Here is a 20,897-nt window from a genome sequence, read left to right on the forward strand (position 1 = left end):
GCAATGCGGATTGGCGTGAGCGGGGCGAACGGTTTCGTGGGGCGCGCACTGGTGCACGCGTTGTGCGACGCAGGACACGACGTCGTCGCGCTCGTTCGCCGCCACGCGGGCGATATCGATGCGCGGGCGACCGAGTGCGTCATCGCGGACGACGATTTCGTCAGCGTCGCCGCCGGACAGCCTGCTTTGCCGCCATGCAGCGCATTCGTGCATCTCGCGGCACGCGTGCACGTGATGCACGACGACGCAACCGATCCGCTGGCGTCCTACCGGGCAGCGAACGTCCGGGGCGCGCTCGATGCGCTCGAGGCTGCGCGCCGCGCCGGCGTCCGCAGGTTCGTGTTCGTCAGCAGCGTCAAGGCGCTCGGTGAGCACGAGAACGGCCGTCCGTTGCGCGAGGACGATGTGCCGCGCCCCGGCGATCCTTACGGCATCTCGAAGCACGAGGCGGAAGTCGCGTTGCGCGATGCCTGCGCGGCCTGCGGGATCGAGCTGACGGTTGTGCGGCCGCCGCTCGTGTACGGTCCCGGCGTGCGGGCGAATTTCCTCGGGCTGATGCGCGCGGTCGCGCGTGGCGTGCCGTTGCCGCTCGGCGCCGCGCACGCACAGCGCAGCATGGTGTATATCGGCAACCTCGTCGACGCATTGCGGTTCCTGGCCACGCGCGAGGACACGACGGACGGGGTGTTCCATGTGACCGACGGCAACGACCGGTCCGTCGCGGAGCTCGTTGCAGGCATTGCCGCCGCGCTCGGTCGGTCGCCGCGGCTCGTGCCGGTGCCCGTCGCGTGGTTGCGCGCCGCGGGCGCGTTGACCGGACGTCGCGCGGTGGTCGACCGCCTGACGAGTCCGCTGCGGATCGAATGCGCGCACCTGCGCGCGCTCGGATGGGCGCCACCGTTTACCGTCGACCAGGGACTGGCCCGCACGGTGGCCGGCCTGACGAAGGAGGGTGAAGCATGATCGCATCGCTGCCCATTGTGGTGGTTGCCGGGTTCGCTGCATGCGTCAGCTTCGCGGTGCTCGCGTGGCTGTTGAAATCGGGGCTCGCGTGGCGACTCGCCGTCGACGTGCCGAACCAGCGCTCCCTTCACGAACGTCCGGTGCCGCGTGTCGGCGGATGGGGCGTGATGGGTTCGGCGCTACCGCTGATTGCGCTCGGCGTGCCGGGATTCGGCTGGGCGGCGCTCGCCGCGTGCGTGCTGGCCGTCGTGTCGTTGATCGACGACCGGCGCGGCCTGTCGGCGCATGTGCGCTTCAGCGTACACCTGCTGGTGGCCGCGGGCGCCGTCGCGGCTTCGTCCACCGGGATGCCGATTTGGGCGATGGCGCTGGTCGTTGTCGCGCTCGTCTGGATCGTGAATCTCTACAACTTCATGGACGGCGCGAACGGTCTCGCGGCCGGCATGACGGTGCTGGGTTTCGGCACCTACGCGATCGCGGCGGTGCGCGTCGCGCCGGAGCTCGCGATGGCGAGCGGCGTGATCGCGGGCGCGGGCCTGGGTTTTCTCGTGCTCAATTTCGGGGCGGCGAAGGTCTTTCTCGGCGACGTCGGATCGATTCCGCTGGGCTTCCTGGCCGGTGCATTCGGGCTGTGGGGCTGGCAGCATGGCGTCTGGCCGGTGTGGTTCGTCGCGATGGCGTTCGGACCGTTCATCGCGGATGCATCCGTGACGCTGTTGCGCCGCCTGTTGCGCGGGGAAAAGGTCTGGCAGGCGCATCGCGAACATTTCTATCAACGGCTGGTGCGGACGCTCGGTTCGCACGTACCGGTGGCGCTGCTGTATTACGCATTGATGGTGGGCGGTTCGGCGGCGGGGCTCGCAGCGCACGAATTGCCGTCCGTCGCGGAGCAGTGGGCGATCGTGGTTGCGTGGTACGCCGTGCTCGCCGTCGTCGGCGTGTGGATCGAATGGCGCTGGCGCAAGTCCGGGCTGACACGTTGATTTCGCGTTATATCCGGCCTCGAGCGTCATACCGGATGTCGTATGAAGGGCGGCGGCTGCGCGCCGCCTGACCGCCTGCCCGCGCCGGCATTCGCTCGGCGCCATCTTCCCGATCGACGCACGGATCACCCCGTTCGCGTCCACCCGCATCGACCCGCTTCGGTCATTTGACTGACGGTCGATTTCTTCCTATGTTTTTCTCAAGGTAGCCGTGCGATTGCCGTAAAGAATAAAGGTGAAAAGCCAAATACGAGAGCAACGGTCCATACCAATCCGATGAAAGCGGAACATATTGCAAGGGGAATGAGCGCGGCACTCATGGTGTTCGCGCTCGCGGGGTGCGGCGGCGACGACGGGAGTCCGGCGGCGGCGGCTGCCGCTGCGCAGGTCGGCAAACTGTCGGCGCTGCGCGCCACGGGCAACGTGGTGAGTGCGGCGCCGATGAGTGCGACGGCGCCGGTCCATGTTGCGCTGGTACTCAAGCTGAACGACGAAGCCGGGCTGCATCGCTTCGTGCAGGACGCACGAACGCCCGGCAGCGCCAGCTTCGGCACCGTGCTGACCTCCGCGCAGATCGCCGCGCGATACACGCCCACCGCCGACCAGGTCGCCACGGTGAAGGCCTATTTGGGAAGTAAGGGCTTCACGAACATCAACGTCGCCGGCAACAACATGATCGTCGAAGCCGATGCGCCGGCCGGCACGATATCCAGCGTGTTCCAGACGACGCTGGTGCCGGTCGCGATGGCGGACGGCAGCAGCGCGCATATCAACACCGCCCCCGAGACGGTGCCCGATGCACTCGGCGGGGTCGTTCAAGCGGTCCTGGGGCTCGATACCGCGACGCGCCTGCATCCGCACTTCGTGCGCGCGTCGGTTGCCGCCGGTGCGCCGTCCGCGAACGCGTCGTCGACGACCAACGCAGTCACGGTGGGCCACAACCCGACGAACTTCCCGGGCATCTATTCCGTCGGCAGCGCGCCGACGGCCGGCAACGTCACGGTGGGCATCATTGCGGAAGGGAACCTGACGCAGCCGGTCATCGACCTGACGACGTTCGAAACCAACAACCATTTGCCCGCCGTACCCGTTTCGGTGATCAACGCCGGCACGCCAAGCGCCGACACGAGCGGAAACGTCGAATGGTCGCTCGACAGCCAGACCATCGTCGGGATGTCCGGCGGCGTCAAGCAAATCAACTTCTATGTTGCGCCGTCCTTTGCATGGAGCAACATGGCGCTCGCGATCAATCGCGCCGTGACGGACAACACCGCGCGGGTCGTGAACATGTCGATCGGCGGATGCGAGAACTGGGCGCCGACCGCCTCGATGGACGTGCTGTTCGAACTGGCCATCGCACAGGGGCAGACCTTTTCCGTCAGCACCGGCGATTCGGGCAGCGTTGCGTACGGCTGCAGCGGCACGTCGGTGCAATACCCGGCCAGCTCACCCTACGTCGTGGCGGTCGGCGGCACCACTCTCTATACGAACGGGAACGGCAGCTACGCCGGCGAGACGGCCTGGGACTCCGGCGGGGGCGGCATCAGCGGCATCGAGCCGATTCCGTCCTGGCAGTCGAACGTACCGCAGCTCAAGGGGCGGGCGTTCCGGGGCCTGCCGGATCTCGCGTTCGACGCCGATCCCAACAGCGGCGCACAGATCATCGTGGGCGGACAACTCGAGACGCTGGGCGGTACGAGCCTGTCCGCGCCGTTGTTTGCCGCGACCTGGGCGCGCCTCTTGTCCGGCAGTTGCGCGACGAACCTCGGTTTCGCCGCACCCACGCTGTACAGCGCTCAAGCCATGACGCCGTCGATCTTTCGCGACATCACCAACGGCAGCAACGGCGCATACAGTGCCGGTTCGGGTTGGGACTTCGTGACCGGCTGGGGCACGCCGGGCGTCAGCGTGCTGCATTCCGCGATATGCGTGCCGACGACACCGATCTACGGCGGCAACATCAATGAAGGGACGACGCTCAAGCCGGCGCAAATCGTGTATTCGGCGTCCGGAAGCCATCGACTGGTCATGCAGGATGACGGCAACCTCGTGCTGTACAACACGACCAGCGGTGCCGCGCTGTGGAATTCCGGGACGTCCGGAAATGCCGGTGCGTATGCCGTGTTCCAGACCGACGGCAACTTCGTGGTCTACAGCGCGAACGGCAGGGCGCTGTGGTTCTCGTCGACCAACGGCGGGTCCTATGGCCAGTATCTTGCCGTGCAGGACGATGGCAACATGGTGATCTACCGGTCGTCTGTCCCGCTATTCGCCACGTCGACGTTCGCGGCGGGATTGACGAACTCGTCGAGCGGACCGGCGGTCTGGAAGGGTGGCGTCATCCTCGGCAGCGGCCAGAGCCTGGCATCAGGCAACGGCGCAAACATGCTCGTCATGCAGGGGGACGGGAATCTGGTGCTGCTTCGCCAGGGCGTCCCGCAATGGAATTCGGGGACCTCCAGTCATCCGGGCGCCTACGCGACGATGCAGACGGATGGCAACCTGGTCGTCTACAGTCCGGCGGGCGTGCCGCTCTGGTATTCCGGCACCAACGGCAATCCGGGGGCGGCCACGTACATTCAGGACGACGGCAACCTCGTGATCTATGCGCAGGCGCCGCGCTGGAACACCAATACCTCGGGAAGCTAGGACTTTGTTCTGCGATGCGCGGCCGCGCCGCCGGTATCGGAGCACGCGGTCGTGCGGACCGGCGACACGCCGGCGCCCCGCGCCGCTCAATGCCCGCGCTTTTCCTTCCTCACGACCATCCATCGCGGCGCCCTGAACCTGACGATGCTGATATACAGCCACACATAGGTCAGCGCGAACAGCACGACGAACACGAACAGATGCACGGTGTGCCGCCAGAACAGCGTCGCCGGAATCACCGCGACGAGGCACAGCAGCCAAAGGTAAGGCGACGTCAGCGAATTCCGCCGCGTGAGGTCATGCGCATGCTTGGTCCCGACGGCCCAACGCATCAGCCGCTTGTACACGAGCATGTGCAGGTGCACGCCGTCCGGAATCCCCGGCGACATCCCACGAATGAACTTCTTCCGGTAGATCGAGAAGCACGTCTCGAAGATCGGATACATGAACAGCAGCACCGGGTACCAGGCGGACACTTCGCGATTGCGCATCACCAGCATGATCGCGAGCTCGGCGAGCATGAAGCCGATGAAATATGCGCCGCCGTCGCCGAGGAAGATCAGCCCGGCCGGGAAATTCCACAGGAAGAAGCCGAGCACGGCGCCCATCATGATGATCGACGCGGACATCACGACCGGATCGTTGACGTGGAATGCGACGTAGGCGAGCGATGCGAACATCATGAAGCTGACCATCGACGCGAGGCCGTTGAAGCCGTCGATGATGTTGATCGCGTTGGCCAGCGCGGCGACCGCGAGCACCGTGATGAACGCCGAAATGGCGACGTAGCTGAGCAGGAAGTCGAGCGGCGGCACGCTGATGCGCGTGACCGCGATGTTCAGCAGCCAGAACGCGAGCGCGGCCGCGCCCATCGTGCACAGCAGCCGCGCGCGCGGCGACACGCGCTTGGTCAGGTCCTCGACGAGGCCTGACAGGAACGCCGGCATCCCGCAGGCCACGATGCCGAGAATGCTGCCGGCGATCGTCGGATAGCGCCGCGTCAGGAGCAGCGCGGCGATGACGACGCCGGCGAGGATCCCGATGCCCCCGACGCGCGGCACCGGCCGCACGTGGAATTTCTGCACGCCGGCCAGGTCGCTGTCGATCGAGAATTTCTCGTGCAGATGCGCATAGCGCACGATGAACAACGTGACGAGCAGGGAGACGATGAAGCCGGACGCGAAGCTGAGCATGGGATCGCTCGAAAAATGGACAGCGGATTATACAAAACCGCGGGGGTTCCCCTCCTGCCATTTCCAGTGGTCGGCGCACATCTCTTCAATCCCGAGCGTCGCGCGCCAGCCGATGAGGTCGGCCGCGGCCTGCGGATTCGCGTAGCACTCGGCGATGTCGCCCGGACGGCGCGCGACGAGTTCGTACGGCACCGGACGGCCCGATGCCTTCTCGAACGCGCGCACGACTTCCAGCACGCTGTAGCCCTGGCCCGTGCCGAGGTTCACGACGAAGCTCGCGTCGCGCTTCGCGAGCGCGTCGAGCGCGGCGATGTGCCCCTTCGCGAGATCGACGACGTGGATGTAGTCGCGCACGCCGGTGCCGTCCGGCGTCGGGTAGTCGGAGCCGAACACGCGCAGCTTCTCGAGCTTGCCGACCGCGACCTGCGCGACGTACGGCATCAGGTTGTTCGGGATGCCGGCCGGATCCTCGCCGATCAGCCCGCTCGCATGCGCGCCGACCGGGTTGAAGTAGCGCAGCGTCGCGATGCGCCACGACGGGTCCGAGACCTCGAGATCGCGCAGGACCTGCTCGGCGATCAGCTTCGACTGGCCGTACGGGTTGGTTGCCGACAACGGGAACGATTCGTCGATCGGCGAGCGCTCCGGCACGCCGTACACGGTCGCCGACGAGCTGAACACGAACTGCCGGACGTTGCGCTCGCGCATGACCTTGAGCACCGAGAGCAGCCCGCCGAGGTTGTTCTGGTAGTACTCGAGCGGCTTCGCGACCGATTCGCCGACCGCCTTGAGCGCCGCGAAATGGATCGTGCCCGTGATCGGATGCGCGTCGAACACCTTCGCGAGCGCGGCTTCGTCGCACACGTCGACCTGGTGGAACGCGGGCGTCCTGCCGGTGATCCGCTCGATGCGCCGGACGGACTCGGCCTTGCTGTTGACGAGGTTGTCGACGATCACGACATCGTAGCCGTTGTCGAGCAGCTCGACGGCCGTGTGCGAGCCGATGTAGCCCGCACCGCCGGTAACGAGGATGGTGCCTTTAGCGGTCATGCTGATGCGCTCCTTCAGAGTGTGATGCCGGTCAATGTGTGAATGGTCTGCCGGTAGCGTTCGACGACCTGCTGCTCGTCGAATTCCGCGGTCACCTTGAGGCGGCCGCGCGCACCCATCGCGTCGCGTCCGGCGCTCCCGAGTTCGATCATGCGGATCAACTGCTCGGCGAGGCTCGCGCTGTCGCGCACGCGGCACAGCAAGCCGGTTTCGCCGTCGGCGACGACGTCGCGGCAGCCCGGCACGTCGGTCGCGACGATCGGGCGGCCCATCGCGGACGCTTCCATCAGCGTGCGCGGCACGCCCTCGCGGTACGACGGCAGCACGACGCAGTCGGCCGCCGCGATGTGCGGGCGCACGTCGTGCGCCTCGCCGAGATACTCGACGACGCCTTCGCCGACCCACGCGTCGACGTCCGCGCGGCCGATCGCGCTCGGATTGTCGACGCCGAGCGGCCCGAGCAGCTGGAAGCGCGCGTCCGGGAAGCGGGCCCGCACGACGCGCGCGGCCTCGACGTATTCGCGCACGCCCTTGTCCCACAGCAGCCGGCCGATCAGGATGAACACGGGGCCGCGGCCGGCGGGCAGCGGTACCGGCGCGAACTGGTCGAGATCGACGCCTTCGCCGTGCAGCAGCCGCGCGCGGTCGGGGTGCGCGAGCAGTTGCTCGTCGGTGAAGGTCGCGAGATCGTCGCGGTTCAGGAACCAGACTTCACGCGGAAAGCGGAACGCGAACCGGTACAGGCGCTTCGCGACGCTCGCCGCGCGGCTTTTCTGGATGAACACGTAGCCGAGGCCGGTGGTGACCGCGATCGACGGCACGCGCGCGAGCCACGCGGCGATCGACCCGTAGATGTTCGGCTTGATCGTGTAATGGAACACGAGATCGGGTTTCAGCGCGCGGTAATGGCGCACCAGCGCGGCAAGCGTGCCGAGATCCTCGCGCGGGCTCGTGCCTTTCGACGCGACGGCGAGCGCGACGTAGCGGCAGCCCATCTGCTCGAGCAGCGGCACCGTGCGGTCGTGCGGGGCGATCACGACGACCTCGGCGCCGCGCGCGACGAGCGCACGGATCAGCCCGTGGCGGTACGTGTAGATCGCCCAGGCCGTGTTGCAGACGAGCGCGATGCGCAGCGAGGAGGTAGCGGACATGAAAAAAAGGAAAAAATAAAGCGTCGAAAATGCCGGATGCGGGCTACGCGGACGGCCGCGCCGCGAACAGCGTCTGCTTGATCCGCTGCAGCGTACGGTACGGCGTCACGAAATGCAGCAGGTTCTTGGCGAGGCCGGCCCAGTCGTACGGGTTCAGTACGTTGAAGTGACGCAGCAGCAGCGATAGCGTCGATATCAGCTGGCGGCGGCGCTTGGTCGCGCTGATCCCGCCCTCGTTGAGCTCGTAGTAGAGGCCGAGCTCCGGCAGGTTCGCGCAATCGTAGCGTTGCATTAACCGTAAAAAAAGATCGAGATCCTCGGCGGCACGATACTTCGCGCGATAGTTGCCGACTTCGCGCACGGCGTCGATGCGCAGCATGACCGACGGATGCACGAGCGGCGAACGCAGGAAGCGCGTGCGGCGCAGCGTGCGCGGATCGGCGGGCGGCGTCAGCATGAAGCGCGGCTCGCCGGCGCGCGACACGACCTGGGTCCACATGCCGACGCAGGCCACGCGCGGGTGCGCATCGAGATACGCGCGCTGTTTCGCGAGACGCCGCGGCGCGGCGAGGTCGCCGGCGTCGATGCGGGCCGCATAACGGAAGCCGCGCGCCGCGAGCGCGTCGATCCCGGCCTCGAGCGCGCGCTCGATGCCGCCGTTGCGCGGCATGCGCAGCACCTCGACCGCGAGGCCGGGCAGGTCGGGGGCCGCGATCGGCGGCGTGCTGCCGTCGTCGACGATCAGCACGTGGACCGGCGCGTCCTCGCGAAACGACGCGAGGGTGCGGACGACGTCGTCGTGGCCGTTGTAGGCCGGCATCAGCACGGCCACGTCGTCGAGCGGGGGCGGGCAATCGGGAGACGTCATGGGCGCAGCTTGAAACGAATGTAATAAAAATTAACGGCGGCGGCGGCGACATAGCCGGCCGCCAGCCCGACGAGCGCGCCGTACAGGCCGAGCCGGGGGATGGCGAATACGTTGACGAGCGCGGCGATCGCGAGCGCGAGCACCCATTTCGCCAGCAACACGAATTTTGCTTGATATTTGAGAACGATAAGATTGCCTATCGCCTCGATGCCGGCCGGCACGGACAGCCAGACGGCCCAGCGGAAGATGTCGACCGACGCCTCGTAGCCGTGGCCGAACACCTTGCCGACGATCAGCGGCGCGGCGGCGTCCAGCACCAGCGCGCCGGCCGTCATCAGGCCGGCGGTCATCGCGATCAGCCGGACGATGTTGCGGCGCAGCCGCGCGACGTCCTGCACGCGGTACACGAACGCGGGCGCGATGGTCTGCGCGAGCATCAGCGCGAGCGTGATCCAGTTCTCGTTGAGCTGCTGGGCGGCCGAATAGCGGCCGAGGTCGGCGAACGACACGTGACGTTCGAGCATCAGGCGGTCGAGCTTCAGGAACAGGTACATGCAGATCAGACCGAGCCAGAACACGGTGCCGGCGGTGGCAAAGTGCCTGAACAGCGGTGTGTCGAACGTCCAGCCGAGCGCGCCGCCGTTACGATGACGGTAGTAGAGCAGCAGCGCGACGCCGATCGCGGCGGCCTCCAGCGCCCACAGCCACGCGAAGCGGGCGGGGCCGGCGGCCGCGCGGACCAGCAGCCAGACGAAGAGCGCCTTCGCCAGCGCCGTGACCATGCTGGTCACGAGTTGCGGCTTGCTGTAGGTCAGGCTCTGCAGCCACGCGTTGATCACGCCGACGAACGGCTCGCGGAACACCATCGTGACCGCGAGGCCCGCCAGCATCGCGCCGACGAGCGGGTCGAACGCGCCGGCGCCGATCGCGATCCAGGTCGCGACGAGCGCGGCGGCGGACACGCCGATGCGCAGCACGAACGCGCTGCCGAGCACCGCGCCGAGTTGCGCGGGCGGGCGCTGGACGATGGTCGGAACCAGGATTTCGGCGCCGCACACCCAGGTGAGCGGTGCCAGTACGAGGAGAAGCGTATTCGCATACTGCCATTTGCCGAACACATCCGGCCCGAAATAACGGGCCAGAAGACCGCTGATCGCGATCGCGACGCCGATCTGCGTGAGCCGTTCGAGCCCCAGCCAGACGAGATTCGCGACGGCCTTCGCGACGTCCGGGTTGCCGAATCGCTTCAGCATGCGGGGCAGCCGCACGCGCTTGATGCGGCCGGCAGGGCGCCCGGAGGCGGCAGGTTGGCGGCGGCGGAACGGCTAGGCATTAAAATGGACAGAATGCGCGTCATCAAAACCCGCGATTATAAGTGGGATCGGGGTCGCTCCAGCCGTCCCGTTCCTCCCGTTCCTTGTGGCGCCGGGCCCGCATGTATGATGCCGGGCATGCGCGAAAGGCGGCCAGATTATTTTCCATGCACGCAACCCAGAGAGAATCGATGATCTCCCAATCCATCTTCAAGGCATATGACATTCGCGGTGTGGTCGGCAAGACGCTCGACGCCGACACGGCGCGCGGGATCGGCCGGGCATTCGGCAGCGAAGTGCGCGCACAGGGCGGCGACGCGGTCGTCGTCGCGCGCGACGGCCGCCTGTCGGGGCCCGATCTCGTCGGCGCACTCGCCGATGGCCTGCGTGCGGCGGGTGTCGACGTCGTCGACGTCGGCATGGTGCCCACGCCGGTCGGCTATTTCGCGGCGAGCGTGCCGCTGGCACTGAAGGGCGGCGAGCGCCGCGTCGATTCGTGCATCGTCGTCACGGGCAGCCACAACCCGCCCGACTACAACGGCTTCAAGATGGTGCTGCGCGGCGCGGCGATCTACGGCGAGCAGATCCAGGCGCTGTACCGCCGCATCGTCGACGAGCGCTACGAAACGGGCAGCGGCTCGTACGAGGCATTCGACGTCGCCGATCAGTACATCGCGCGCATCGTCGGCGACATCAAGCTCGCGCGCCCGCTGAAGCTCGTGGTGGACGCCGGCAACGGCGTCGCGGGCCCGCTCGCGACGCGCCTGTTCAAGGCGCTCGGTTGCGAACTCGTCGAGCGCTTCACCGACATCGACGGCACGTTCCCGAACCACCACCCCGATCCCGCGCACCCGGAAAACCTGCAGGACGTGATCCAGGCGCTGAAGGACACCGACGCCGAGCTCGGCTTCGCGTTCGATGGCGACGGCGACCGCCTGGGCGTCGTCACGAAGGACGGCCAGATCATCTATCCGGACCGCCAGCTGATGCTGTTCGCGGAGGAAGTGCTGTCGCGCAACCCGGGCGCGCAGATCATCTACGACGTGAAGTGCACGCGTCATCTCGCGCAGTGGGTGAAGGCGAAGGGCGGCGAACCGCTGATGTGGAAGACGGGCCATTCGCTCGTGAAGGCGAAGCTGCGCGAGACGGGCGCACCGCTCGCGGGCGAGATGAGCGGCCACGTGTTCTTCAAGGACCGCTGGTACGGCTTCGACGACGGCCTCTACACGGGCGCGCGCCTGCTCGAGATCCTCGCGAAGACGGCCGATCCGAGCGCGCTGCTGAACGGGCTGCCGGACGCGATGAGCACGCCCGAACTGCAGCTCTGGCTCGACGAAGGCGAGAACTTCCGCCTGATCGAGAAGCTGCAGAAGGAAGCGAAATTCGACGGTGCGGACGAGGTTGTGACGATCGACGGCCTGCGCGTCGAGTACCCGGACGGCTTCGGCCTCGCGCGTTCGTCGAACACGACGCCGGTCGTCGTGATGCGGTTCGAATCGGAGACCACGGAAGGGCTCAAGCGCATCCAGGACGACTTCCGCCGCGTGCTGACGGCCGCGAAGCCGGACGTCAAGCTGCCGTTCTGACCCCCGGCGGCCTGCGGGCCGCCAGCGGCGCCGCGGCCGGCTCATCGGCCGCGACTCTCCCGAAAAGCGGCGCACGCCACGGGCGTGCGGCCGCTTTTTGTCTGTCTGGCCCGCCGGGCGAGATAAAATCCCCCCTTTATGCTTGTCGCCGGCTGCCAGCCGGCGTTTTTTCAGCGTGCAAAAGATCCTGATCGTGCGCGTGTCGTCGCTGGGCGACGTCGTGCACAACATGCCGGTGATCGCCGATATCCGGCGTCGCCACCCCGACGCGCAGATCGACTGGCTCGTCGAGGAGAGCTTCGTCGACCTCGTGCGGCTCGTCGACGGCGTGCGCGACGTGCTGCCGTTCTCGCTGCGCCGCTGGCGCAAGAAGCCGTTCTCGAGCGCGACGTGGCGCGAGATCCGCGCGTTTCGCAAGCGCCTCGCGGCCGAGCAGTACGACCTCGTGATCGACTGCCAGGGGCTCATCAAGACGGCCTGGGTCGCGAGCTGGGCGCGCGGCCCGCTCGCCGGTCTCGGCAACCGCACCGACGGCGCCGGCTATGAATGGCCGGTGCGCTTCTTCTATCGCAAGCGCGTGCCGATCGCGTCGCGCACGCACGTGGTCGAGCGCTCGCGGCAACTCGTCGCGGCCGCGCTGGGCGACCCGGCGCCGACGCCGGCCGATCCGGTCGAGTTCGGCCTCGATACGCGCGCGGCGGCGCGCGCGGTCGCGGCGCTCGGCCTGAACCTGCCGGTGCCTTACGTGGTGTTCGTGCATGCGACGTCGCGCGCCGACAAGCAGTGGCCGGACGCCGCGTGGATCGAGCTCGGCCAGGCGCTCGTGCGGCGCGGCGCGTCGCTCGTGCTGCCGTGGGGCAACGACGCGGAGCGCGCGACCAGCGAGCGGCTCGCGAAGGAGTTCGGCGCGGCGGCGATCGTGCCGCCGAAGCTGTCGCTGCCGGCCGTCGTCGGCCTGATCGACGGCGCGGCCGCGACGGTCGGGGTTGATACAGGTCTCGTTCACATCGCGGCCGCGCTGAAGCGTCCGACGGTCGAACTGTACAATTTCGCGACGGCATGGCGCACCGGCGGCTACTGGTCGCCGAACGTCGTCAATCTCGGCACGGCGGGGCAGCCGCCGTCGATCACACAGGTGAAGGCGGTGCTCGCGGGCTTCGGTCTGCTGTAATGCCCGTCATGCCTGCCCTGCCTGCCACGCACGCGAACCGATCATGAGCGAATCCCAGATCATCGAAGTCCCGTCCGCCGACTGGAGCGGACACAACCTGTCGGCGCCGCGCGAGCAACTGCTCGCCGCGGTCGAGGAAGGCAAGGTGCTGTATTTCCCGCACCTGCGCTTCGCGATCGAAGGCGGCGAGGAAGCGCTGCTCGATCCGGCGCTCGCCGATCCGAAACGCAAGAACATCAGCCTCGCGCCGAACGGCGGCGCGCTCGCCGGCGTGCTCGGCGACAGCGTCACGCAGTCGGCCGTGCGCGCGCTGATCGCACGCTTCCAGCAGCAGGCCGGCACGCTCGTCGACGGCCTCTTTCCCGAATACCGCGGCAAGCTGCGCGTCGCGCCGACGAGCCTGCGGCTGATGCAGGTCGAGACGCGCCAGACGTCGTGGCGCAAGGACGACAGCCGGCTGCACGTCGACGCGTTCCCGTCGCGGCCGAACTACGGCGAGCGGATCCTGCGCGTGTTCACGAACGTGAACCCGGCCGGCCAGCCGCGCGTGTGGCGCGTCGGCGAACCGTTCGAGGACGTCGCGAAGCGCTTCCTGCCGAAGATCCGGCCGCAGTTTCCGGGCTCGGCGTGGCTGCTGAACCTGCTGCACGTGACGAAGTCGCCGCGCAGCGCGTACGACCACCTGATGCTGAACCTGCACGACGGCATGAAGGCCGATCTCGACTACCAGAAGACCTGCCCGCAGCAGACGATGCCGTTTCCGCCGGGCAGCGTGTGGATATGTTTCTCCGATCAGACTTCGCACGCTGTGATGTCCGGCCAGTTCATGCTCGAGCAGACCTTCTTCCTGCCGGTCGACGCGATGGTGCGTCGCGAATGCGCGCCGCTCGGGATTCTCGAGCGCCTGCAGGGCAGGGCGCTGGTTTGAGCGCGCCTCTTCACCGACGCAATACGAGGGCTGCTGCATGCTGAGGGCGATCTATCGCGCGCTGTGGTGGCTCGTCGCGCCGATCGCGGTGATCCGGCTCCTCGTGCGCTCGCGCAAGGAGCGCGGCTATCGCGAGCACATCGGCGAGCGCTTCGGCCAGGTCGCGGGCCGTTCGCCGGACGATCGCGCGCCGCTGATCTGGGTGCATGCGGTGTCGGTCGGCGAGACGCGCGCCGCGCAGCCGCTGATCGACGCGCTGATGCGCGCGCGTCCCGACGCGCGCATCCTGATCACGCACATGACGCCGAGTGGCCGCGCGACCGGCGAGCAGATCTTCGGCGATCGCGTGCTGCGCTGCTACCTGCCGTACGACATGCCGGGCGCGGTGCGGCGCTTCCTGCGCGCATGGCGACCGACGCTCGGCCTCGTGATGGAAACCGAGGTGTGGCCGACGCTGATCGACGAGTGCCGCCGCGCGGACGTGCCGCTCGTGCTGACCAACGCGCGGATGTCCGCCCGCTCGCATCGGCGCGCGGCGAAATTCGGCGCGGCAGCGCGCGACGTGTTCGGCGGTTTCTCGCGCGTACTCGCGCAGAGCCCGGCCGACGCGGAGCGGCTGACCTCGCTCGGCGCGCGCAACGTGACGGTGCTCGGCAACCTGAAGTTCGACATGACGACGCCGCCGGAGCTGGCGGCGCGCGGCCACGCCTGGCGCGACGCGATCGGCACGCGGCCCGTGTGGGTCGCCGCCAGCACGCGCGAGAACGAGGAGGCGCTGGTGCTGCAGGCGTTCGCCGCGATGAAGACGCCCGGCGCGCTGCTGATCCTCGTGCCGCGCCACCCGCAGCGTTTCGCCGAAGTCGAGGCGCTCGCCGGGCGCAACGGCTTCAAGTGCGTGCGGCGCTCCGCGTGGGCCGCCGACGCGGCCGCGCTCGCGGCCGGCCGCCCGGCCGCCGAGCCGTTGCCGGCCGACGTGACGGTGCTGCTCGGCGATTCGATGGGTGAGCTCGGCGCGTACTACGCGGCCGCGGACGTCGCATTCATCGGCGGCAGCCTGCTGCCGCTCGGCGGGCAGAACCTGATCGAAGCGTGCGCGGTCGGCGTGCCGGTGCTGATCGGCCCGCACGTGTTCAACTTCACGCAGGCGACCGCCGATGCGGTCGCGGCCGGCGCGGCGATGCAGGTCGCGGATCCGCTCGATCTCGCGCACGTGCTCGACGCATTGTTTGCCGACACCGCGCGGCGCGTCGCGATGGGCGCGGCCGGTGCCGCGTTCGCGTCGCGCCATCGCGGCGCGACCGCGCGCTCGGTCGACGTGCTCGCGGCGCTGCTGCCGCCGGTCGAGCGCGGCGGACGTGCGATGCAGGGCGCATCCGGTGTAACCGACGCGTCCGACGCATCGGACGACTAAGCGGGCGGCGCAAGGCCGCCCCCGGGCAGGCGAGGCGGCAGCGTGCCGCCTCGCCGCCGCTCACACCGTCAATAATCCCTTCTTCTCGATGAACGCGACGACATCCGCGACGCCTTCGAGCACCTTCAGGTTCGTCATCACGTAAGGCCGCTCGCCGCGCATCTTCTTCGTGTCGGACGCCATCACGTCGAGGTTCGCACCGACGAGCGGCGCGAGATCGGTCTTGTTGATCACGAGCAGGTCGGACTTCGTGATGCCGGGACCGCCCTTGCGCGGAATCTTCTCGCCGCCGGCGACGTCGATCACGTAGATCGTCAGGTCCGACAGCTCGGGGCTGAACGTCGCCGCGAGATTGTCGCCGCCCGATTCGATGAACACGATGTCGGCGTCGGGAAAGCGCGACAGCATCCGGTCGACGGCCTCGAGGTTGATCGACGCATCCTCGCGGATCGCCGTGTGCGGGCAGCCGCCCGTCTCGACGCCCATGATGCGTTCCTCGGGCAGCGCGCCCGCAACCGTCAGCAGCCGCTGGTCTTCCTTCGTATAGATGTCGTTCGTGATCGCGACGAGGTCGTACTTGTCGCGCATCGCCTTGCACAGCATTTCGAGCAGCGTGGTCTTGCCGGAGCCGACCGGGCCGCCGATGCCGACGCGCAGCGGCGGCAGTTTCTTGGTGCGGCGGGCGGAGGAGGGAGCGGGTGCGTTCATGGCGTAGGTCGGGTTCAGGAGCGGAACAACCGCGAATACTGGGTTTCGTGCCGCGCGGACAGGATGCCGAGCTGCGGCGCGAACGTGTTGATGGCGTCGGGCGGCGTCGCGAGCGCGCGGCGCACGGCCGCGTCGATCGCGCCGCGCAGCGCGACGATGATGCGCTGGCCCGCGAGCTGGCCGAGCGGCACCGCTTTCAGCGCGGCCGACGTCTGGTTCTCGACCCAGCCGAATGCGTACGCGGCAAGCGTCGCGTCGGCGCCGGCATCGTGTGCGGCGGCCGCGTAGGCGAATGCGGTCGGCAGCGCGATCGGCGACAGCGACGCGAGCGTCGCGCGGCGCGCGGCATCGCCCCACTCGAGCGACGCGCAGAGTTGCGCGAGCGACCAGCCCATCTGCTCGGTTTCGCGGCGCAGCTCCGCCGATTCGCGGCTCGCGACGAACCATGCGTTCTCGCGTGCGAGCGCGTCGGCGTCGTGCGCCTGCCAGCGGGCAAGCTGGTGTGCGAGGAACGGCAGCTCGCCGTGCGCGAGCACGTCGGTCAGCCCGCTCGCGATCCAGTCGCGCGCGGTGTCGGCGTCGCGGATCAGGTTCGCGTCGAGCGCGGCTTCGAGTCCCTGCGAGTAGCTGAACGCGCCGATCGGCAGTGCGGGCGACGCGAGGTGCAGCAGCGCGACGAGCTCAGTGGTGGTCATGACCGTGGTGGCCGTGCGAGCAACCCGGACCATGCTGATGATCGTGATCGTGATCGTGATCGTGATCGTGATCGTGATCGTGATCGTGATCGTGCGAGTGGCCGTGGTGTTCGCCGAAGACCTGCTGCGCGAGCGCGTAGTCCTCGGCGAACGTGGCATCGTGCCCGTGCTTGTGGCCGCCGCCGTACGCGCCGGCTTCCGGCTGGAACGGTGCGCGCGCTTCCTCGACCTGCGTGCCGAGCCGGCGCAGCATGTCCGCGAGCACGGGATCGGCCTCGAGCTTCAGATAGCCGTCGCCGATCTCGACCGGCGTGTGACGGTTGCCGAGGTGATACGCGGCGCGCATCAGCGTGAGCGGATCGGCCGCGCGCACGAGCAGCACGGTCTCGGGCGCCGCGGCGATGCGCACGAGCGCGCCGTCGTCGGCGACGAGCACGTCGCCGTCGCGCAGCACGGTGCCGCGCGGCAGCAGGACCGCGACGTCCTCGCCGGTGTCGAGCGTGGCCGCGAGGCGGCTCTTGCAGCGGGCGTCATAGGCGAGCGTGAGCGTCGGCGCGCGCGCGACGAGCGACGCGGCGAGTTTCACGTTCGGGGGAATGCGTTTGTCGAGAGTGCGCATGGTGCGGGAATGAAGCGAAAACCGGAAATCAGAACAGGAAATAGCGCTGCGCCATCGGCAGCACCGTCGCCGGCTCGCAGGTGAGCAGCTGGCCGTCGGCGATCACGTCGTAGGTTTCGGGATCGACGCTGATCGACGGGCGCCACGCGTTGTGGATCATGTCGGCCTTCGTCACGTTGCGGCAGTTGCGCACGGGCACGATCTGCTTCGCGAGCCCGTAGCGTTCGGCGATGCCCGCATCGGCGGCCATCTGCGACACGAAGGTCAGCGACGTGCGCGCAAGCGCACCGCCGCGCGTGGCGAACATCTCGCGGTAGTGGACGGGCTGCGGCGTCGGGATCGATGCGTTCGGGTCGCCCATCTGCGCCATCGCGATCATCCCGCCCTTCAGGATCATCGACGGCTTGATCCCGAAGAACGCCGGTTCCCACAGCACGAGGTCGGCCCACTTGCCGGGTTCGATCGAGCCGACTTCGTGCGCGATGCCGTGCGTGATCGCCGGGTTGATCGTGTACTTCGCGACGTAGCGCTTCGCGCGGAAGTTGTCGTTGCGCGCGCCGTCCTCCGGCAGCGCGCCGCGCTGCACCTTCATCTTGTGCGCGGTCTGCCAGGTGCGGATGATCACTTCGCCGACGCGGCCCATCGCCTGCGAGTCGGACGACAGCATCGACAGCGCGCCGAGATCGTGCAGGATGTCCTCGGCCGCGATCGTCTCGCGGCGGATCCGCGATTCGGCGAACGCGAGATCCTCGGCGATCGACGGATCGAGGTGGTGGCACACCATCAGCATGTCGAGATGCTCGTCGAGCGTGTTGATCGTGTACGGGCGCGTCGGGTTGGTCGACGACGGCAGCACGTTCGCCTCGCCGCACACCTTCAGGATGTCGGGCGCATGGCCGCCGCCCGCGCCTTCGGTGTGATACGTGTGGATCGTGCGGCCCTTGAACGCGGCGACCGTCGATTCGACGAAACCGGCCTCGTTCAGCGTGTCGGTGTGGATCGCGACCTGCGTGTCGGTGTCGTCGGCGACCGACAGGCAGTTGTCGATCGCGGCGGGCGTCGTGCCCCAGTCTTCGTGCAGCTTCAGGCCGATCGCGCCGGCCGCGATCTGTTCGACGAGCGGCTGCGGCAGGCTCGCGTTGCCCTTGCCGAGGAAGCCGAGGTTGATCGGCCAGCCGTCGGCCGCCTGCAGCATCCGCTCCATGTGCCACGGGCCCGGCGTGCAGGTCGTCGCGTTGGTGCCGGTGGCCGGCCCCGTGCCGCCGCCGAGCATGGTCGTGACGCCCGACGCGAGCGCCTCGTCGATCTGCTGCGGGCTGATGAAGTGGATGTGCGTGTCGATGCCGCCGGCCGTCACGATCAGCTCTTCGCCGGCGATCACTTCGGTCGCCGCGCCGATCGCGATCGTCACGCCGGGCTGGATGTCCGGATTGCCGGCCTTGCCGATCGCGGCGATGCGGCCGTGCTTGATCGCGATGTCGGCCTTCACGATGCCCCAGTGATCGAGGATCACCGCGTTCGTGATGATCGTGTCGGGCACGTCGGCGGCCACCCGCTGCGACTGGCCCATGCCGTCGCGGATCACCTTCCCGCCGCCGAATTTCACCTCCTCGCCGTAGGTCGTGAAGTCGCGTTCGATCTCGATCAGCAGTTCGGTATCGGCGAGCCGCACGCGGTCGCCCGTCGTCGGCCCGAACATTTCCGCGTACGCGCGGCGGCTCAAGCGTAGTGTCATGTGCTGTTCCTGAAGAGCGGGGCGCGGCTTACAGCGGCCCCATCACCTTGCCCTGAAAACCGTAGACGGCGCGTTCGCCGGCCAGCTCGACCAGCTCGACGGTGCGCGTCTGGCCCGGCTCGAAGCGCACGGCGGTGCCGGCCGCGATGTTGAGCCGGAAGCCGCGCGCGGCCGCGCGATCGAACGACAGTGCGTCGTTGACTTCGAAGAAGTGGTAGTGCGAGCCGACCTGCACCGGGCGGTCGCCGGTGTTCGCGACGACGAGCGAGCGCGTCGCGCGGCCCGCGTTCAGTTCGTGCTCGCCGTCGTCGGTGAGGATTTCGCCGGGGATCATGCGTGCTACCTCGGTCACGGAATCGGGTGGTGGACGGTCACGAGCTTGGTGCCGTCCGGGAAGGTCGCCTCGACCTGGATGTCGGGGATCATCTCCGGCACGCCTTCCATCACGTCGTCGCGCGTGAGCAGCGTCGTGCCGTAGTGCATCACCTCGGCGACGGTCTTGCCGTCGCGCGCGGCTTCCATCAGCGCGGCGGTGATGAACGCGACCGCTTCCGGATAGTTGAGCTTCAGCCCGCGCGCGCGACGGCGCTCGGCCAGCAGCGCCGCCGTGAAGATCAGCAGCTTGTCCTTTTCTCGGGGAGTCAGTTTCATGAAGGCAATCGTTCAGGAAAACGTAATTTTTATCGGTGCGCAGGGGGCCGGCAGGGGCGCGGTTCATCGTAGCACCGCGCCGTTTCCCGTGCGTCGTGTATCCGTTATGTAAGCAGCAAGGCGCGTGCCAAGTCGGAAGAACGCGCGTCGATGCGCGATCCTGGTGCGCGATGCATGGATCGCGGGCAGCGCTGGCGGCGGCGCTGCGCCGAAACGGTGCGTGCGGTGTCGGGCGCGTTCAGGTTTGCCAGAGGCGCAGCGGCCGCGCGTCGACGCCGTGCACGAGCGGACGCAGCGCAAGCCAGCAGTCGATGAAGTGACGCTGCAGCGCTTCCATCGACGTCGACACCGCGCGCACCAGCAGGACGCCCGGCGTCACGCAGGTCGCGCCCGCGCGCAGCGTGTCGCCGAACGGCATCCGTGCGGCGAGCGATTCGGCGAGCGCGGCATCGCACGCGGCGCCGGCCGCCCATAGCGTGCCATACACGGGAAAGCCGCCGAGGCCCTGCAGCGCGCCGCGCAGCGGATCGCACGCGTCGAGCAGCGCGCGCTCGGTCCACAGCGGCCGGCCGTCGGCAGCGACGAGCGCCGAACCCGACGCGATGCGGCCCGCCGACCACGTTTCGCCGGCCGCCTGCCGGCCGAGTTGCGTCGCGTCCCAGCCGATCGCGCTCGCGCCCGCGCCGAGCGTCACCGTGAAGTCGAGCGCGGCGTGGGCCGCGTCGAAGAACAGGTTGTTCTGCGGCAGCCAGTCGAGCTTCGCGTGCTCGCCGACCGTGATGCCGATGCGCTGCGTCGCGTCGAGGCCGTTCGACTTGTACCACTTGGTCGCGCCGGGTGTCGTCAGCACCGCGTGCGTGCCGTCGCCGAGCGCGATGTCGATGTCGAGCCGGTCGCCGCCCGCGACGCCGCCCGGCGGGTGAACGATGACCGCGTGGCAGATCGCGTCGCCTTCCGGATACAGCGGCCGCTGCACGCGCAGCGGGCCGTCGTGCAGCCGGTGGACGAGCGTCGTGCGCGCGCCGTGCCGTTCGAAGCCGAGTTCGAGGCGGCCGCGCCAGGACTTGGCGACGGCGGGGCGGGACAGCGGAGCGTGGGAGTCGGGGGCGGACATCGATTCGACGTGGAGAGGCTGGAGCATGGATGCTACAAGAACATGAGCCAAGACGCGCGGCACGATCGGCCCTGCTGCGCGTTCGAATAGCGGTGAGATTGGTCCTTGA

19 protein-coding genes are annotated in these 20,897 nt (G+C 68.4%); 7 read left to right on the forward strand and 12 right to left on the reverse strand.

Annotated features, from left to right (window positions below):
- The first annotated feature begins 3 nt into the window (after window positions 1-3).
- The 3 genes from U5771_RS07315 to U5771_RS07325 all read left to right on the forward strand — a co-directional run bounded on the left by U5771_RS07315 (window position 4) and on the right by U5771_RS07325 (window position 4,595).
- A complete protein-coding gene (locus U5771_RS07315) occupies window positions 4-963 on the forward strand; it encodes an NAD-dependent epimerase/dehydratase family protein (protein ID WP_322023352.1) in 960 nt (319 codons plus the stop codon).
- Window positions 960-1,946, forward strand: a complete 987-nt coding sequence (locus tag U5771_RS07320) for a glycosyltransferase family 4 protein (protein ID WP_322023353.1) — start codon at window positions 960-962, stop codon at window positions 1,944-1,946. The genes U5771_RS07315 and U5771_RS07320 overlap by 4 nt, the downstream gene beginning before the upstream one ends.
- Window positions 1,947-2,249: 303 nt before the next feature.
- Window positions 2,250-4,595 carry a protease pro-enzyme activation domain-containing protein gene (locus tag U5771_RS07325; RefSeq protein ID WP_322023354.1) on the forward strand — a complete coding sequence of 782 codons (2,346 nt, stop codon included), beginning with the start codon at window positions 2,250-2,252 and terminating at the stop codon, window positions 4,593-4,595.
- A gap of 86 nt (window positions 4,596-4,681) precedes the next feature.
- On the opposite strand, the gene U5771_RS07330 is transcribed toward U5771_RS07325, so the two are convergent.
- The 5 genes from U5771_RS07330 to U5771_RS07350 are packed head-to-tail and all read right to left on the reverse strand — an operon-like array spanning window position 4,682 to window position 10,110.
- Window positions 4,682-5,788, reverse strand: coding sequence for a glycosyltransferase (locus U5771_RS07330; RefSeq protein WP_322023355.1), 1,107 nt, complete (start codon window positions 5,786-5,788; stop codon window positions 4,682-4,684).
- 27 nt (window positions 5,789-5,815) lie between these two features.
- Window positions 5,816-6,838 (reverse strand): UDP-glucose 4-epimerase GalE, encoded by a 1,023-nt coding sequence (gene galE / locus U5771_RS07335; RefSeq protein ID WP_322023356.1) that lies wholly within the window; start codon window positions 6,836-6,838, stop codon window positions 5,816-5,818.
- Window positions 6,839-6,852: 14 nt separating this feature from the next.
- Window positions 6,853-7,989: a glycosyltransferase family 4 protein gene (locus tag U5771_RS07340; RefSeq protein WP_322023357.1), complete on the reverse strand. Its 1,137-nt coding sequence runs from the start codon at window positions 7,987-7,989 to the stop codon at window positions 6,853-6,855.
- A 43-nt stretch (window positions 7,990-8,032) separates the two neighbouring features.
- On the reverse strand, window positions 8,033-8,857 hold the full coding sequence (locus tag U5771_RS07345; protein WP_322023358.1) for a glycosyltransferase: 825 nt from the start codon (window positions 8,855-8,857) through the stop codon (window positions 8,033-8,035).
- Window positions 8,854-10,110: a lipopolysaccharide biosynthesis protein gene (locus tag U5771_RS07350; RefSeq protein ID WP_322023359.1), complete on the reverse strand. Its 1,257-nt coding sequence runs from the start codon at window positions 10,108-10,110 to the stop codon at window positions 8,854-8,856. Before U5771_RS07350 ends, U5771_RS07345 begins: the two co-directional genes overlap by 4 nt.
- A gap of 251 nt (window positions 10,111-10,361) precedes the next feature.
- Here U5771_RS07350 and U5771_RS07355 point away from each other — a divergent pair, with 251 nt between their 5' ends.
- The 4 genes from U5771_RS07355 (at window position 10,362) to waaA (ending at window position 15,266) form a co-directional block, all read left to right on the forward strand.
- Entirely contained in the window at window positions 10,362-11,756 is a 1,395-nt protein-coding gene (locus U5771_RS07355; protein WP_322023360.1) for a phosphomannomutase/phosphoglucomutase, read from the forward strand.
- Window positions 11,757-11,931: 175 nt separating this feature from the next.
- On the forward strand, window positions 11,932-12,927 hold the full coding sequence (gene waaC / locus U5771_RS07360; RefSeq protein ID WP_322023361.1) for a lipopolysaccharide heptosyltransferase I: 996 nt from the start codon (window positions 11,932-11,934) through the stop codon (window positions 12,925-12,927).
- Between the two features lie 43 nt (window positions 12,928-12,970).
- Window positions 12,971-13,855 carry a Kdo hydroxylase family protein gene (locus U5771_RS07365; RefSeq protein WP_322023362.1) on the forward strand — a complete coding sequence of 295 codons (885 nt, stop codon included), beginning with the start codon at window positions 12,971-12,973 and terminating at the stop codon, window positions 13,853-13,855.
- A gap of 37 nt (window positions 13,856-13,892) precedes the next feature.
- Window positions 13,893-15,266, forward strand: coding sequence for a lipid IV(A) 3-deoxy-D-manno-octulosonic acid transferase (waaA, locus tag U5771_RS07370; RefSeq protein ID WP_322023363.1), 1,374 nt, complete (start codon window positions 13,893-13,895; stop codon window positions 15,264-15,266).
- Between the two features lie 60 nt (window positions 15,267-15,326).
- Here waaA and ureG read toward each other — a convergent pair whose 3' ends face one another.
- The 7 genes from ureG to U5771_RS07405 all read right to left on the reverse strand — a co-directional run bounded on the left by ureG (window position 15,327) and on the right by U5771_RS07405 (window position 20,788).
- On the reverse strand, window positions 15,327-15,974 hold the full coding sequence (ureG, locus tag U5771_RS07375; protein WP_322023364.1) for an urease accessory protein UreG: 648 nt from the start codon (window positions 15,972-15,974) through the stop codon (window positions 15,327-15,329).
- Window positions 15,975-15,988: 14 nt separating this feature from the next.
- The gene (locus U5771_RS07380; RefSeq protein WP_322023365.1) at window positions 15,989-16,669 is read right to left on the reverse strand and encodes an urease accessory protein UreF; all 681 of its coding nucleotides are present in this window, start codon (window positions 16,667-16,669) and stop codon (window positions 15,989-15,991) included.
- The gene (gene ureE / locus U5771_RS07385; protein WP_322023366.1) at window positions 16,656-17,288 is read right to left on the reverse strand and encodes an urease accessory protein UreE; all 633 of its coding nucleotides are present in this window, start codon (window positions 17,286-17,288) and stop codon (window positions 16,656-16,658) included. The genes U5771_RS07380 and ureE overlap by 14 nt, the downstream gene beginning before the upstream one ends.
- Window positions 17,289-17,316: 28 nt before the next feature.
- On the reverse strand, window positions 17,317-19,023 hold the full coding sequence (ureC, locus tag U5771_RS07390; RefSeq protein ID WP_322023367.1) for an urease subunit alpha: 1,707 nt from the start codon (window positions 19,021-19,023) through the stop codon (window positions 17,317-17,319).
- Between the two features lie 28 nt (window positions 19,024-19,051).
- On the reverse strand, window positions 19,052-19,357 hold the full coding sequence (locus U5771_RS07395; protein ID WP_059455900.1) for an urease subunit beta: 306 nt from the start codon (window positions 19,355-19,357) through the stop codon (window positions 19,052-19,054).
- 14 nt (window positions 19,358-19,371) lie between these two features.
- Window positions 19,372-19,674 carry an urease subunit gamma gene (gene ureA, locus U5771_RS07400; protein ID WP_006048588.1) on the reverse strand — a complete coding sequence of 101 codons (303 nt, stop codon included), beginning with the start codon at window positions 19,672-19,674 and terminating at the stop codon, window positions 19,372-19,374.
- 238 nt (window positions 19,675-19,912) lie between these two features.
- Window positions 19,913-20,788: an urease accessory protein UreD gene (locus U5771_RS07405; RefSeq protein WP_322023505.1), complete on the reverse strand. Its 876-nt coding sequence runs from the start codon at window positions 20,786-20,788 to the stop codon at window positions 19,913-19,915.
- Between the last annotated feature and the right edge of the window lie 109 nt (window positions 20,789-20,897).

This window comes from Burkholderia sp. BCC1977, assembly GCF_905339595.1.
Taxonomy (GTDB): domain Bacteria; phylum Pseudomonadota; class Gammaproteobacteria; order Burkholderiales; family Burkholderiaceae; genus Burkholderia.

Coding starts and splice junctions, on each gene's coding strand:
- U5771_RS07355 (WP_322023360.1), top strand. CDS start 10,362: ATGATCTCCCAATCCATCTTCAAGGCATATGACATTCGCGGTGTGGTC.
- U5771_RS07320 (WP_322023353.1), top strand. CDS start 960: ATGATCGCATCGCTGCCCATTGTGGTGGTTGCCGGGTTCGCTGCATGC.
- U5771_RS07380 (WP_322023365.1), bottom strand. CDS start 16,669: ATGACCACCACTGAGCTCGTCGCGCTGCTGCACCTCGCGTCGCCCGCA.
- ureA (WP_006048588.1), bottom strand. CDS start 19,674: ATGAAACTGACTCCCCGAGAAAAGGACAAGCTGCTGATCTTCACGGCG.
- ureG (WP_322023364.1), bottom strand. CDS start 15,974: ATGAACGCACCCGCTCCCTCCTCCGCCCGCCGCACCAAGAAACTGCCG.
- ureC (WP_322023367.1), bottom strand. CDS start 19,023: ATGACACTACGCTTGAGCCGCCGCGCGTACGCGGAAATGTTCGGGCCG.
- U5771_RS07325 (WP_322023354.1), top strand. CDS start 2,250: ATGAGCGCGGCACTCATGGTGTTCGCGCTCGCGGGGTGCGGCGGCGAC.
- waaA (WP_322023363.1), top strand. CDS start 13,893: ATGCTGAGGGCGATCTATCGCGCGCTGTGGTGGCTCGTCGCGCCGATC.
- U5771_RS07395 (WP_059455900.1), bottom strand. CDS start 19,357: ATGATCCCCGGCGAAATCCTCACCGACGACGGCGAGCACGAACTGAAC.
- U5771_RS07340 (WP_322023357.1), bottom strand. CDS start 7,989: ATGTCCGCTACCTCCTCGCTGCGCATCGCGCTCGTCTGCAACACGGCC.
- U5771_RS07315 (WP_322023352.1), top strand. CDS start 4: ATGCGGATTGGCGTGAGCGGGGCGAACGGTTTCGTGGGGCGCGCACTG.
- U5771_RS07350 (WP_322023359.1), bottom strand. CDS start 10,110: ATGCTGAAGCGATTCGGCAACCCGGACGTCGCGAAGGCCGTCGCGAAT.
- U5771_RS07345 (WP_322023358.1), bottom strand. CDS start 8,857: ATGACGTCTCCCGATTGCCCGCCCCCGCTCGACGACGTGGCCGTGCTG.
- ureE (WP_322023366.1), bottom strand. CDS start 17,288: ATGCGCACTCTCGACAAACGCATTCCCCCGAACGTGAAACTCGCCGCG.
- U5771_RS07330 (WP_322023355.1), bottom strand. CDS start 5,788: ATGCTCAGCTTCGCGTCCGGCTTCATCGTCTCCCTGCTCGTCACGTTG.
- galE (WP_322023356.1), bottom strand. CDS start 6,838: ATGACCGCTAAAGGCACCATCCTCGTTACCGGCGGTGCGGGCTACATC.
- U5771_RS07405 (WP_322023505.1), bottom strand. CDS start 20,788: ATGTCCGCCCCCGACTCCCACGCTCCGCTGTCCCGCCCCGCCGTCGCC.
- U5771_RS07365 (WP_322023362.1), top strand. CDS start 12,971: ATGAGCGAATCCCAGATCATCGAAGTCCCGTCCGCCGACTGGAGCGGA.